Source organism: Candidatus Kuenenia stuttgartiensis (assembly GCF_900232105.1).
GTDB lineage: Bacteria > Planctomycetota > Brocadiia > Brocadiales > Brocadiaceae > Kuenenia > Kuenenia stuttgartiensis_A.
Map to the genome: position 1 here is coordinate 4,264,829 of NZ_LT934425.1, position 13,351 is coordinate 4,278,179.

The 13,351-nt window shown below is 40.2% G+C and carries 10 protein-coding genes and 3 pseudogenes; 5 read left to right on the forward strand and 8 right to left on the reverse strand.

Features of this window, described 5'->3' with window-relative positions; all coding sequences use genetic code 11:
• Positions 1–540 precede the first annotated feature (540 nt).
• Positions 541–2,114: pseudogene (locus tag KSMBR1_RS19830) on the forward strand (DEAD/DEAH box helicase).
• A 1-nt stretch (position 2,115) separates the two neighbouring features.
• Here KSMBR1_RS19830 and KSMBR1_RS19835 read toward each other — a convergent pair.
• Positions 2,116–3,390: a replication-associated recombination protein A gene (locus KSMBR1_RS19835; protein ID WP_099327138.1), complete on the reverse strand. Its 1,275-nt coding sequence runs from the start codon at positions 3,388–3,390 to the stop codon at positions 2,116–2,118.
• 554 nt (positions 3,391–3,944) lie between these two features.
• On the opposite strand from KSMBR1_RS19835, the gene KSMBR1_RS19840 reads away from it, so the two are divergent.
• A complete protein-coding gene (locus tag KSMBR1_RS19840) occupies positions 3,945–4,133 on the forward strand; it encodes a hypothetical protein (protein ID WP_099326821.1) in 189 nt (62 codons plus the stop codon).
• Here KSMBR1_RS19840 and KSMBR1_RS19845 read toward each other — a convergent pair.
• The 5 genes from KSMBR1_RS19845 to KSMBR1_RS19865 form a co-directional block, all read right to left on the reverse strand.
• Positions 4,130–5,152, reverse strand: a complete 1,023-nt coding sequence (locus KSMBR1_RS19845) for a cache domain-containing protein (protein WP_099326822.1) — start codon at positions 5,150–5,152, stop codon at positions 4,130–4,132. The two genes, KSMBR1_RS19840 and KSMBR1_RS19845, sit on opposite strands and share 4 nt — an antisense overlap.
• A gap of 208 nt (positions 5,153–5,360) precedes the next feature.
• Complete coding sequence (gene fsa / locus KSMBR1_RS19850; protein WP_099326823.1) at positions 5,361–6,008, reverse strand: fructose-6-phosphate aldolase; 648 nt, start codon at positions 6,006–6,008, stop codon at positions 5,361–5,363.
• Positions 6,009–6,069: 61 nt separating this feature from the next.
• Positions 6,070–7,080, reverse strand: a complete 1,011-nt coding sequence (gene holA / locus KSMBR1_RS19855; RefSeq protein ID WP_099326824.1) for a DNA polymerase III subunit delta — start codon at positions 7,078–7,080, stop codon at positions 6,070–6,072.
• Positions 7,061–7,582 (reverse strand): bifunctional adenosylcobinamide kinase/adenosylcobinamide-phosphate guanylyltransferase, encoded by a 522-nt coding sequence (gene cobU / locus KSMBR1_RS19860; protein WP_099326825.1) that lies wholly within the window; start codon positions 7,580–7,582, stop codon positions 7,061–7,063. The genes holA and cobU overlap by 20 nt, the downstream gene beginning before the upstream one ends.
• A 133-nt stretch (positions 7,583–7,715) precedes the next feature.
• Positions 7,716–8,471: an adenosylcobinamide-GDP ribazoletransferase gene (locus tag KSMBR1_RS19865; protein WP_157820762.1), complete on the reverse strand. Its 756-nt coding sequence runs from the start codon at positions 8,469–8,471 to the stop codon at positions 7,716–7,718.
• Between the two features lie 253 nt (positions 8,472–8,724).
• Here KSMBR1_RS19865 and KSMBR1_RS22180 point away from each other — a divergent pair, with 253 nt between their 5' ends.
• From KSMBR1_RS22180 to glgP, 3 genes and pseudogenes are all read left to right on the forward strand, one after another.
• Positions 8,725–8,946 (forward strand): hypothetical protein, encoded by a 222-nt coding sequence (locus tag KSMBR1_RS22180; protein ID WP_197705276.1) that lies wholly within the window; start codon positions 8,725–8,727, stop codon positions 8,944–8,946.
• A 32-nt stretch (positions 8,947–8,978) separates the two neighbouring features.
• Positions 8,979–9,850, forward strand: a pseudogene (locus KSMBR1_RS22840) (glycogen/starch/alpha-glucan phosphorylase).
• Between the two features lie 29 nt (positions 9,851–9,879).
• Positions 9,880–11,078 (forward strand): annotated as a pseudogene (gene glgP / locus KSMBR1_RS22800) (glycogen/starch/alpha-glucan family phosphorylase).
• A gap of 78 nt (positions 11,079–11,156) precedes the next feature.
• On the opposite strand, the gene cysC reads toward glgP, so the two are convergent.
• On the reverse strand, positions 11,157–11,714 hold the full coding sequence (gene cysC, locus KSMBR1_RS19875) for an adenylyl-sulfate kinase (protein ID WP_099326827.1): 558 nt from the start codon (positions 11,712–11,714) through the stop codon (positions 11,157–11,159).
• Between the two features lie 39 nt (positions 11,715–11,753).
• Positions 11,754–13,142 (reverse strand): alkaline phosphatase family protein, encoded by a 1,389-nt coding sequence (locus KSMBR1_RS19880; RefSeq protein WP_099326828.1) that lies wholly within the window; start codon positions 13,140–13,142, stop codon positions 11,754–11,756.
• Between the last annotated feature and the right edge of the window lie 209 nt (positions 13,143–13,351).

A 13,351-nucleotide genomic window follows, 5' to 3' on the forward strand; every position in this document is an offset into this window, starting at 1 on the left:
ATACTAGCACTATACCGACATGTTATCAACAATTGTTTTATGATAAAATACTCTAACAGATTTTCTTTCTGTGGTTTTTCTGCCACCGTTAATAAAAAAAGTCCAAGCCCCTTCCCTTATTTTCTCGGGCCCTTTTTTGTAAAATTGTGATCAGATGTATACTGTAATAGTTCACAAATAGGGATTTCTAAGGAAAAATTTAACTTCTGCCAACATAAATAATTATAGCATTTCTGGAATCACATTTTGTGAACTCCTACAGTATAGCAACCCCGCGACCCTCTTACACAAAGAATGGACAAATGGGGGGTAAAAGAAGATAGACAAGACGGTTTAAGATTTTTGATAAAAAAGCAATGTTTTCTCTATTTGTAGCACCGATAAAAAAGAGGAAAACAGGTCGCCGGATCAATGCAATTTTTGTATAGTTGATGTCTTTATTATGGAGATTGTTATTGTTAAAGTAGCAGATAACGTGTATCATTTGTGATAGTTACAAATTTTATACCTATTTAAATAATGTAAGGATAGAAATAATCTATGGAATCATTTGAAAGTTTAGGACTGTCAGAATCAACACTAAAGGTGTTAAAGGAAAAGGGGTACGAAGAACCTACGCCAATTCAGCAAAAAACCATACCGGCAATACTGAGCGGAACTAAAGATATCGTGGGGCAGGCGCAGACGGGTACTGGCAAAACAGCGGCATTCGGCCTTCCCGTTCTTGAACTCCTGCCGGAAAAATCAAAAAATGTTCAGGCGCTTGTACTCACTCCAACACGAGAATTGGCAATTCAGGTGGCAGAAGAACTCAATTCGCTGAAGGGAAAGAAAAGATTGAGCATTGTTCCCATATACGGAAGGCAATCCATGGAATTACAGCTAAGAAGCCTTAAAAAGGGGATTGATATTGTTGTCGGCACGCCAGGCCGTGTCCTTGATCATCTGAAGCGGGGCACATTAAAGATCGGCAAAATATCGTTTCTTGTCCTTGATGAAGCGGATGAAATGCTGAATATGGGTTTTATTGATGATGTCAGAGAAATCATGGAAAACACGGGACATGAAAAAAGGACATTGCTGTTTTCTGCTACTATGCCCTTTGAAATAATGCAAATAGCCAAAAATTATATGCGAGACTTTGACGTGCAGAAGGTCAACGCCGGACAACTTACCGTAAGTCAGACAGATCAGATTTATTTTGAGGTATTTGCGGCGGATAAATTTGAAGCGCTTTGCAGGATAATAGATATCGAGAAGGATTTTTACGGCCTTGTTTTCTGCCGTACAAAAATTGATGTTGACGCCGTTGCCAGCCATCTGATTGAACGCGGTTACGATGCGGACGCATTGCACGGCGATATATCTCAAAGCCTGAGGGAAAAGATCCTTGCCAAATTTAAAAAACGCCAGATCAACATACTTATCGCAACTGATGTGGCGGCGCGGGGATTAGACATTCACAACCTTTCCCATGTAATAAATTATTCCCTTCCGCAGGACCCAGAATCATATGTCCACAGGATTGGGCGCACCGGCCGCGCGGGGAAAGGGGGAATTGCTATAACATTTATAACCCGGAAGAATACAGGAAACTGCAATTTATACAAAAAGCGGCAAAGACGGACATTCGCAAGGAAAAACTTCCAAAGATCGAGGATATTATACGGACAAAAAAACTTAAAATAAAAGACCATATTAATGAAATTGTGGATTTAAATGCCCATAATTGCTACATTGAAATGGCAAAAGAATTGACCGAACATAAGAAACCAGAAGATATCATATCAGCATTACTGCAGTATTCCTTTCCTGATGAACTTAATGAAAAACGCTATGTTGAAATAGAAGAGGCGGTAGTTGACAAGAAAGGGAAAACAAGGCTCTTTGTAACGCAGGGGAAACAGGAAGGATTAACACACAAAAAATTAGTGACATACATCAAGGATATATCAAATATCGCGAGTGAAAAAATACGGGACGTGCAGATTCTTGATAAATATTCTTTTGTAACACTCCCTTTTCGCGAAGCGGAAATATTATTAACGAGTTTTAAAAGAAGAAAAAAGGGATCCGGATTGTTTATCACCAAAGCGAAAAAAATGCGGACATAGACTATTCATCCTCCAGACCTTTTCGCTTACTCTTATAAAAGGAAAGTCGTTTCCTGATTTCTGCATCAAATCCATTCTGCGTCGGATGGTAATATTCCTTACTATCCAATTCTTTTGGCAGATACGACTGTTCAACATATCCACCGAAACTGTGTGGATATTTATAATCCTTGCCGTATCCCATCCCCTTCATAAGAGTGGTAGGCGCATTTCTTACATGCATTGGTGCAGGCAATGCCCCTCTTTCTCTTACATCTTTTATCGCTGCTAAATATGCCATATACGACGCATTACTTTTCGGCGCACAGGCAAGATAGGTGACCCCCTGCGCGAGCGGTATCCATCCTTCAGGCATACCTACAAAATGAAACGCATCTTTTACCGATACGGCTAATTGAAGAGCGGCCGGGTCGGCATTGCCGATATCTTCCGCTGCAAATATGACCATTCTCCGCACAATAAAGAGAGGGTCTTCCCCCGCCTCCAGCATACGCGCCAACCAATAGAGTGCGGCGTCAGGGTCGCTTCCCCTCATTGACTTTATGAAAGCGGAAATCACGTTGTAATGCTCTTCTCCCCCCTTGTCATAGAGTAATGCCTTTCGCTGCATTGCCTCCATGGCAATTTCCATGGTGACAGGGCGAATGTCTTTTTCGTTTGGACGAACAAGCATAATGGCAGTTTCCAGGGTATTCAGCGCCGCTCTTGCCTCACCATGTGAGAACTCCGCTATAAAGTCAATGACGTCTTGCGGTATTTCTATCTTCTGACCGCCCAAACCACTTTCTCTATCCGACAAGGCATTCAACAAAATAGCAGTGATATGGCTCTTTCTGAGCGGTTCTAAAACAAGTACCTTACATCGTGACAAGAGAGGTGAATTGACCTCAAAGGAGGGATTTTCCGTTGTCGCACCTATTAAAGTAATAGTACCATCCTCCACATGATGTAAAAAAGAATCCTGCTGGGCTTTGTTAAACCGATGAATTTCATCCACGAAAAGAACCGTCCTTTTGCCATTGAATTTAAGCTGTTCCTTTGCTTCCTCAATAACCGCCCGTATTTCTTTTACACCGGAGAGTACCGCTGAAAATGTGATAAAATGAGCATTCATCGCGTTTGCAATAATCAAGGCAAGCGTTGTCTTCCCAACACCCGGAGGACCCCAAAAGATTAATGAAACAAGTTCTTTATTTTCGATAAAACTTCTCAGAATCTTGCCCTCCCCCACGAGATGTTCCTGTCCCACAAATTCACTGAGATTTCGCGGCCTCATCCTGTCTGCCAAGGGTGATTTTTTTGTATCATCACGGACTGTATCAAATAAACTTCTTTGCACTTTTTTTGTAATCAACGCCTCATTCCTCTTTTCTTTTAACGAAGCTTTTGGAAATAAATACTGTTTTTCAACAAGTTTCACACGTATAGTCAAAAACAGGGGCGAAGCATTTGCTATATATTAAACGGTTGCTGCTCGTTCCTTCCTCACTTGAAATCTAAGCCCACTAAATTCACATGTAGTGCGACGAACCTCGTCGCACTACAAATGACAATTTCCAGTTTCAAAAGATTAAAGTGTTACAATACTTTTCATAGTAGAGCAAAGTTTAAAGGCGAACATATCTCCACGTGTGTGTGGGAAAAATGTGCAGGTTTTGCATTTTTAATTATAAAAAAATAACACCAAAAAAAATAAAACGGTTATTTGTAATAGTCACATTGTTATGGTAATACGCAACTTAGTACAATATCCTTTAATAAATTCATATTTGGCATTATTATTGCTATTTAACTGGATAGGGGAGAAAAACAGAAAGTCAGGAGGTAATTATGATGATAACAGATGATGAAATGGAAAAACAAAATTTTCTTAGCTGGTACTGCTTTTACGCAAAACCGAAAGAAATCGAATGTGCAATGAAAACACACAGGGCTAAAATGGAAAGGTACATCGAGAAATATTATTCTGAAATCATAAGAGTGAGAATGCTAAACAGCCTCCGCGAAAAAATATTTTAACGGTAAGGCAGGGTCACCTTCTTTACAAGAAGAAAAACAACAATAACAATCCCCATTGCTAAAAATGCAAAAACAAACATGACAGAATCACGCAGTGTATAAAGTTTTCCATACCCCTCATTAACGTCTATCTCCGCGATTACTCCCCAATCGTAATCCGGCATCCAATGCCAAAAGCCAAGTACCCGTACTCCCCTGTAATCAGGATAACCATGCGCATCATAGCCTTCCCCGCCGTTAATACATTCAAGCGCTCCTTTTGTCGGCTTTTTTGTGTAAGGATCAACAATTTTTAACTCCAATGATGCCCTTTTTTTGATACGGTCAGCCTGAAGTAATTCATCAGTGAACCTTGAGGTAGTTAACATATATCCGTTTTTATTTATCAGGTATGCTTCTCCCGTTTTCCCGAAATGAACACTTTTCATCACCCTGTCAATTTCGGCAACATCCACACACACAGCCAGCACCCCTAAAATTGCATCCGGGGCGTTTTTTACCGGCAAGGACATGATCATTGCCGGTGTATCTGCCTCCTGGAATCCGGCAACATTGCCGGTGAGTTCCAGGGAGGATTGTATATTCGATACAAAAAATGCCCCGGCAATTGCCCTGCGATAGTAATCCTGTTCCAATATATTTTCACCGTACAGTGCCTTGTTGGATGCAAATAAAATTTTTCCGTTACGGTCAGCGTAAAAAATCTCTTTATAGCCAAAATCGCTGCAAATGGATTTAAAATATTCGTTAACTTCTATGGTAAGCGCATTCCCTGTTTTTTGCATTGCTTGAATCAAGAACGGATTATTTGCGATGTACCTGGCATTTGATAAGCGGCCTTCCATCCATGCTGCAATTAATTCAGCCTGTTTATTTACCGCAAGCCTCAAATTACGAATAATTTCATCCCTTAATGCATTGAAAGCAATGGGATAAACAACAAGACGCATGATAAATAACGGCAGGAACGAAAAGATGAGCAAAAATATAATGAGTTTGTTTTTTGTAAAGTTAAACAATGCGCGGCACTCCAGGAAATAGCAAACAGCGTTTTGAATTTTTATCTATTGTTTGCCTGTTAAAATCATCAATTGAGTCCCCCTGATAAAGTGTTACAAAGTTTTTCATTATGTCGTTAACTCACCCCTACCCCCTCTTCAAAAGGGGAATTTGAGAAATCCCTTCTCGGGAGGGGACTAAGGGAGTGGGTAAAACGGGCTTATACTATTATTTTTTCGGAACTTTTTCCCAATCGGCAAGAAACTTTTTTATACCGGCATCCGTTAACGGATGCTGCACCAGCAAATTAAAAACGTTAAAAGGGATGGTAGATATGTCTGCTCCCATTAATGCCGCATCACGAACATGATTCGGGTTCCGGATACTTGCCACAATTATTTCAGTCGCAAACCCATAATTATCATAAATTGCCCGTATATCCTCTATGACGTCCATTCCTGTATGCCCTATGTCGTCCAGTCTCCCCACAAAAGGGCTAATGTAGGTTGCCCCAGCCTTTGCCGCTAACAGCGCCTGATTGGCAGAGAAACAAAGTGTAACATTCGTATTTATTCCTTCTTCAGATAATATTTTCACTGCCTTAAGTCCGTCTTTTATCAGGGGTATTTTTACTACGATATTCTCGGCAATTTTCGATAACTCACGAGCTTCATCAACGAGGCCTTGTGTATCGAGGCTTACCGCTTCAGCGCTCACTGGCCCCTTTACTATGGAGCAAATTTCTTCAAGCGTTTCGCGGAATGGTCTGCCTGTTTTTGCAACGAGGGACGGATTCGTCGTTACACCGTCAAGAATTCCAAGGTCATGCGCTTCTCTTATCTCTTTTACATCTGCGGTATCAATAAAAAATTTCATAACAATTCCTTTCTAATGCAAATAGAATTAATGTGTCAAAAAAATCCGCGGCCATAAAATATCATGCACACAATTTATGTACCAGGAGTTCAAGCAATAGTTGTTTATTGAATGCGCTTGTCTTGCTTTGTATGTCAGATTCAAGCAGGGAGGCATGTTTTTTCATAAGGTCATTTTCGGTAAAATCCCTTACCTGGTCAAAAAACTTTTTTTTAAAAAAAGGCGCTATTTGAAGCTCAGAAGAAATGCTATTTTCATCTTTTCCCTGCGCCAATAATTGCCTGGCTCTCCAAATCCTCCTGATTTGCCATGCCAGCAATGTGATAATTTTCACTGAATTCTCACCGTGTGTCAACATCTGATTGAGAATCTTAAGCGCCTGTGGAAAATTTTTCCGGGCAACTGCGTCGGTAAGCTCAAATATCGTTCTATTCCTGTCGGCGGTCACTAATGCATCGACGTCCGATTCGTCTATTGTAGCTTTATTATCTTTATAAATAGAAAGTTTCTCAAGATGCATGTCTAATATAGCCAGATTGTTTCCGACGTCCCCGGCTAACCGCTGTGCGGCTTTAGGGTTCATCGTCTTTTTGTAATGTTTTGCGCGGGACATAAGCCAGGTGGGCAATTGATATTCCTTTATCCTTTGACAATCTGCGACAATGCCGGTTTTCTCCGCTAATTTTGACAACCTTATTCTTTTATCCCATCCGGCACATATTAAAATCAAATGCGCATGCGTTGATGGCTTTTGCAAATAACTCTCTAATGAATCTTTGTTTTTTTCCACAAAATTGTCTGCGTTAATTACAATAACCAGCTTTTTATTTTTCTGGAAAAAGGAACGTCCTCTTAATTCATTAAAAATGACCGGTGCCGGCGTATCATTTCCGCCGACCTCAATCACCACCGGGTCGGTATCGTTATCGGCAATTAAAGCGGCTTTTATTGTCGTTACCGCTTCTTTAATAAAGAATTCTTCATTCCCGAAAACAACAAAGACCGGGCAATCTTTCTTCTTCGCTATTGATGTTTTGAGTTCCTGATATCCATTACTTGATCTTTTGTGCAATTCCTGAAATTACGAAATATACCTCTGTTGCGTGCTGCGCCAGTATTTGGTTTGCAGAACCGGCTATATCGCAAAAATGCCGCGCCAGTGCATTTTCCGGCATTATGCCAAGTCCGACTTCGTTTGAGACGATTATAATGTCTGAAGTTATTTCTTCACAAACGCGGCACAGTGTATGTATTTTATCAATTATCTGTGACGAATCCTGATTTGCCGGCATTACAAGAAGATTGGTAATATATAAGGTAATGCAGTCTATAAAAACCAGGTCTGCCTTTTTACTCTGGTCGAAAACGACTTTTTCCAAATTATACGGCGATTCAATTGTTTGCCAGCACAACGGCCTCCGTTCCCGATGTATCCGTATGCGTTCACGCATCTCATCATCCTTGATTTCGGCGGTAGCCACATACACAACTGTTTTGTAACGTTTCGCCATGGTTTCCGCAAATGAAGATTTTCCGCTGCGGGCACCGCCAAGCACAAGGATAGTCTTAGCCATAGAACTCTGTAAAAACCTCTTTTTTTAATTTCTTATTCTTAAACAACTTTTCATTCCCTAAAAATACAGAGAGAAAATGCTTCACTATGGAATTTTATAAAAATCCATATTTTACAAGAAATGGGGTTAACCGTTAAAAAACAACGAACAGTGCTAAGAGGAAAATAATTTCTGCCGCCTCATTGATTGCGCCCAATGTGTCACCTGTCATACCGCCAATCTTTCTTTTGATATACCAGATTATAAATAATGTAAAAACAACAATTATTGCGCATTCCGCCAGACCCTTTAAACGGCATAAATACAGTATAAGAACAAAGGGAACAACGGATGCAACAGCCACATGTTTTTGCGTGGTTCCGTTCACGATGAAACTTCCTGTTCCCGGCACATCTCTTGCATAATTTGATACTCCGGCGGCAAACACCTGCGCCCATCGCCCTACTGCAGGCATTAAACACAGCACAATAATTTTTGTCACTACTGCGGAAGAAGCGTCTCTACTGTATGGCTCGCCAAATGATGGTAATATCCCGGCTGAAATGTCTTTTGTATTCAAGAAAACATGGCATTCTCCTGTATGCAGAAGGCAGGCATATCTCAGTCCGAGAATACAAATCAAACCAATAACGCCATAACTCCCAATATGGCTGTCTTTCATTATTTCCAGCCGTTTTTCCTTGTTCCATCCGCCATAAATACCATCACATGTATCAGCAAATCCGTCGAGATGCAACGCTCCGGTTACAATATACGTTATTAATATGAAGGCATTTGTTATACACGGAGGAAAAACATTTTGCAAAAGCAGAGAAACAACTGATAAAATAGCGCCAATGACAATTCCTACAATGGGGAACCAGCACACGGCATAACTGCTCTTGGGCAATTCCCGGATCCGCTATTAATTGGAATGATGGTGAGAAACTTTAGCGCCCATAAAAAATTATTCATGAATTGCCATTACAATGTGGGGATGGCCACAATTTTACGTATTACACTAAATAGTTTGTCATGACCAAACATTACCAAAATTAATTGTCCGTGCGCAAGAGTAAAGTGTTCTTATTCATCAGCCTTTCAAACGGTCAACTATTTTCCGGTTTTTCATTAAACGGTATTTAACCAGGAGTAACACCATAATGGTCCAGAATAATACACTAAAAAAACTTATCGATACTATATCTGCCACTGATATCAAATCGATTCAGAAATCCTTTGCCAATCATCTCACATGTTCTTTGTCCAAAGACACCTATTCGGCGACAAAACTGGACATTTATAAAGCATTGCCTATACCGTTCGTGACCGTCTCGTGGAACGCTGGATTGCCACACAACGATCCTATTTTGACAATGACGTAAAGCGTGTGTATTACCTTTCTCTTGAATTTCTTATGGGCAGGGCGCTTGGAAACAATCTGATCAATCTTGACTTTCTCGATGAATGCCACAAGGCGCTGCATGAATTAGGGTATGAGTTAGAAGAAATTTGTGAAAAAGAATGGGATGCAGGACTTGGCAACGGTGGGCTTGGGAGGCTTGCGGCTTGTTTCCTTGATTCTATGGCTACTCTTGAACTGCCGACGTATGGCTATGGCATGCGCTATGAGTATGGGATTTTCTTCCAGAGTATCCTCAATGGTTATCAGGTTGAACTGCCTGACAACTGGCTGCGCTACGGCAACCCATGGGAATTCGAACGACCAGAGCACTTATATCCGGTAATGTTTTATGGGCATGTGAGGGAAAAAAAAAAAAGAAGAGAGAGGATTTTAATGAGGGAAATTATTTTAAGGCTGTGGAGGAAAAACAAAGAAGCGAGACAATTTCAAAAATCCTTTACCCTGTCGACAAAATCCATACGGGGAAGAAGCTACGGCTGAAACAACAATACTTTTTTGTGTCGGCAACCCTTCAGGATATTATTGCCGATACAAAAAAACACATACCTCCTTCGATCTTTTTCCCGATAAAGTAGCTATCCAACTGAACGATACCACCCTGCCATTGCAATCCCGGAACTAATGCGTATCCTTATTGACATAGAAGGTATTTCGTGGAAAAAGCATGGGATATAACCGTCAGTACTTTTGCATACACAAACCATACCATCCTTCCAGAAGCATTGGAAAAGTGGAGTGTCCCCCTGATAGGCGAATTATTGCCGAGACATCTTCAGATTATCTATGAGATAAACTCCCGGTTTCTTGAAAGTGTAAAAACCAAATATCCTGACGATGCGATCGGTTACGCCGTATGTCATTAATTGAAGAGGGCAATGAAAAACAGGTAAGAATGTCCCATTTGGCAATTGTAGGAAGCCATTCAACAAATGGCGTAGCCGCTTTACATACACAAATTTTAAAAACAACCGTTTTCAGGGATTTTTTCGAACTTTACCCTGATCGTTTTAACAACAAGACAAATGGCATTACCCAGCGACGATGGCTGAAAAAATGTAATCCTGCGCTTTCTCAACTGATATCGGATACTATAGGAGAAGGCTGGCTCAAAAATCTTGCGGATTTAAAAAAATTGATGCCGTTTACCGGAAATAAAGCATTTTGTGAAACATGGCAGCATATTAAAAAAGAGAACAAAATACGGCTTGCTGAATACATAAAGCAGACTACCAGTATGTGGGTGAATACAGATTCATTGTTCTGCTGCCATATAAACGCATCCATGAGTACAAGAGACAATTGATGAATATTATGCATGTTATTTTTCTCTATAATTCACTGAAAAACAATTCCATTGAAAACTTTGTGCCGCGTACCATACTATTCGGAGGAAAGTCGGCTCCCGGTTATTTTATCGCAAAGCTCATTATTAAACTGATAAACTCTGTCGCTGAAGTCGTTAACAACGACCCCGATATTGGCGATAAGCTTAAAGTCGTCTTTTTGCCGAATTATCAGGTCTCTCTGGCAGAACGCATCATTCCCGCAGCAGACCTTTCCGAACAAATTTCCACCTCTGGTATGGAAGCTTCAGGTACTGGAAATATGAAATTTGCCCTTAACGGCTCCTTAACGATCGGAACGCTTGACGGTGCTAATATTGAAATTATGAACGAGGTAGGATCTGATAATATCTTTATTTTCGGACTTACCGAGAAAGAGGTCGATCATATCAAACGTGTGGGTTACAATCCGTATGAATATTATCGTAACAATACCGCTCTTAAAACGGCAATTGACATGATTGCGAATGGATATTTTTCATCTTCCGATATTTCACTCTTTATGCCAATTACCAATTCACTTCTAAAAAGCGATCAGTATATGGTGCTTGCAGATTTTGCCAGTTATGTCAACTGTCAGGGGTTGGTAAGCAAGTTATATCGTGACCAGGATGAATGGACAAAGAAATCAATCATTAATGTCGCCCGTATTGGAAAATTTTCCAGTGATAGAACCATTCATGAGTATGCCGAGGATATTTGGAATGTAAAATCTGTTCCTATTCGGTTAAATGGCAAGCAAACGTAGCTGATGGCTGATTAGGTAAAAAGCGGGGAAGTCTTTAAATTTTTTATCAGGATAATTCCACCCTTACAATGAATCTTATTATTCACCTTTCGGAAATTCTATTTGTTTGACTATATACTGTAATTCCAACAGTTTTTTCAATATTTTACCGGTTGATTCTTCAGCGGTTTCTTTGTCTGTTTCCACGACAAGATCGGGATTTAATGGTTCTTCATAGGGATCAGATTCTCCCATGAAATGCAGTATATTGCCATTTAAGGCTCTTTGATAGATACCTTCCACGTCTCTTGCTACACATAATTCAAGGGGACATTTGACATAAACTTCAATGAAATTGCCTGTTTCCCTGCGAGCCTTTTCCCTTGATGTCCGATGGGGGGATGCTAATGAAGAGATCACCGCGATTCCATTCCGTGACAATAATTTGCAGATAAAAATAGCGCAGTGGATATTGATTTTCCGGTCGTGCCTGGCATGTTTAAGGTTAGAGCACAGGTTTGCTCTGATTAATTCACTTGTAAGTACTTCAACATTTATTTGATAATTTTCACTTAACCTATTTTTCAGCAAATGAGCTATTGTTGCCTTGCCAGCCCCAGGCAAACCGGTAAGCCATACGGTAAAGCCTTTATTCACCCGAATACTCCTCTGAATAATCCGATGCTGTGGCATTGATTATGCGATAACCCGTCCTTCCATATTTTCAGGTATTTTAACGTCCAAATATTGTAAAATCGTCGGAGAAACATCATAGAGGGTAGTGCCATTTTTTCTGATGCCACCCAAATGCCCATTTTTTTTCAAAATAAAAATACCCTGTTGAGAGTGGTTCGCATCATCCGGGCCGGTATCATTCTCATCTGCCCAAATGGAACCGCTACCAACACTGCCAATTGACCGCCAATCAAGGTTGCCATAATAGACAATTAAATCAGGCGGAACACCTGCACATTCAGAGTAAATCTCCTCAGGTTTAAATACTCTTGTATTTATATTGTTTCCGTTTTCGTCCCGCAAATCTTCAAGTTTTCGTATTAATTCATTTCTGAAATTTTCATAATTATGTTTGGGGATTACACCATGTGGTTCGCGGCCTTGTACGTTCAGAAATACCCTGCCGTAATAGCCCCCCTCTCCCCACACCGAGGTATTCTTCCAGTCAACCATAAGTTTATTGAAGGGAGTTGTTGTTTTCGGATACTCAACCAGTTTCATATAACCGTTTTGTATAAGCCATTCATTAATACAAATACCGCCAACCATCTTTTTTGAGCCATGGTCGGATACTATAAGCACCATTGTATTTTCATCTAAAAGCGCAAGTGTTTCCCCGATTTCCTTATCCAGGTATTTATAATAATTTAAAATAGCATCTTTATACTCAGAACCCGACGGATGTTTCGGATGTGTTTCATCAAAATATTTCCAAAATGCGTGATGTATCCTATCAGGCCCCATTTCAACCATCATAAAAAAATCCCATTCCCTGGAATGGATATATTTTTTTGTCAGCTTAAATCTCTTTTCGGTCATATCATATATTTTTTTCAATATATACTCTTTCTTTTCACTCCTGAATTCATCAACATCAAGTATATATCCGTTTGTTATACCCTCCACCTCAGCCTTTAATCCGGCAGGGTATGTGTACTGACTCTTTGTGTCCGGAGTCATAAAACAAGTAACCATACAGCCGTTTACGGGTTTTGGAGGATAGGTCATGGGAATGCCTATCAAAACAACTTTCTTCCCTATCCGGGATAAAATATCCCAGACAGTATCAATTTTAATTGTTTTTGAACTTGCGAAACATAATCCGTCATAATTGTAGTTTGAACGATTTCGGAAACCGTACAAACCAAGCCTTCCGGGGTTGGCGCTTGTCATCATTGACGGCCACGCCGGACATGTAATAGCGGGAATGGTGCTTTCCAATCCCCCATAGAGCCCCTCAGAGACCAATCTTTTAATATTGGGCAATTGATTCAGCCACCGGTCAAAAAGCAATTCCGGTGGTATTGAGTCCAAACCTAAAACAAACACCTTTTTTTTATTAATAACCATGGCATTATTGCATTGTTAATCTTCTAACCGTTTAAAAAATTAATCACTTCTTAACAAAAAATATATTGGTCATTAGTCAGTTGCAGACTGCTGACTGTAGAAGGGACAATAAACACTTGTTCACAAGATCCAGCTTGGGAGCGAAAGTATTAATGTTCAAAACCCGGGTGGTTTTCATTGGGATTTTGTATTTTGGAATTTGTTCCGTG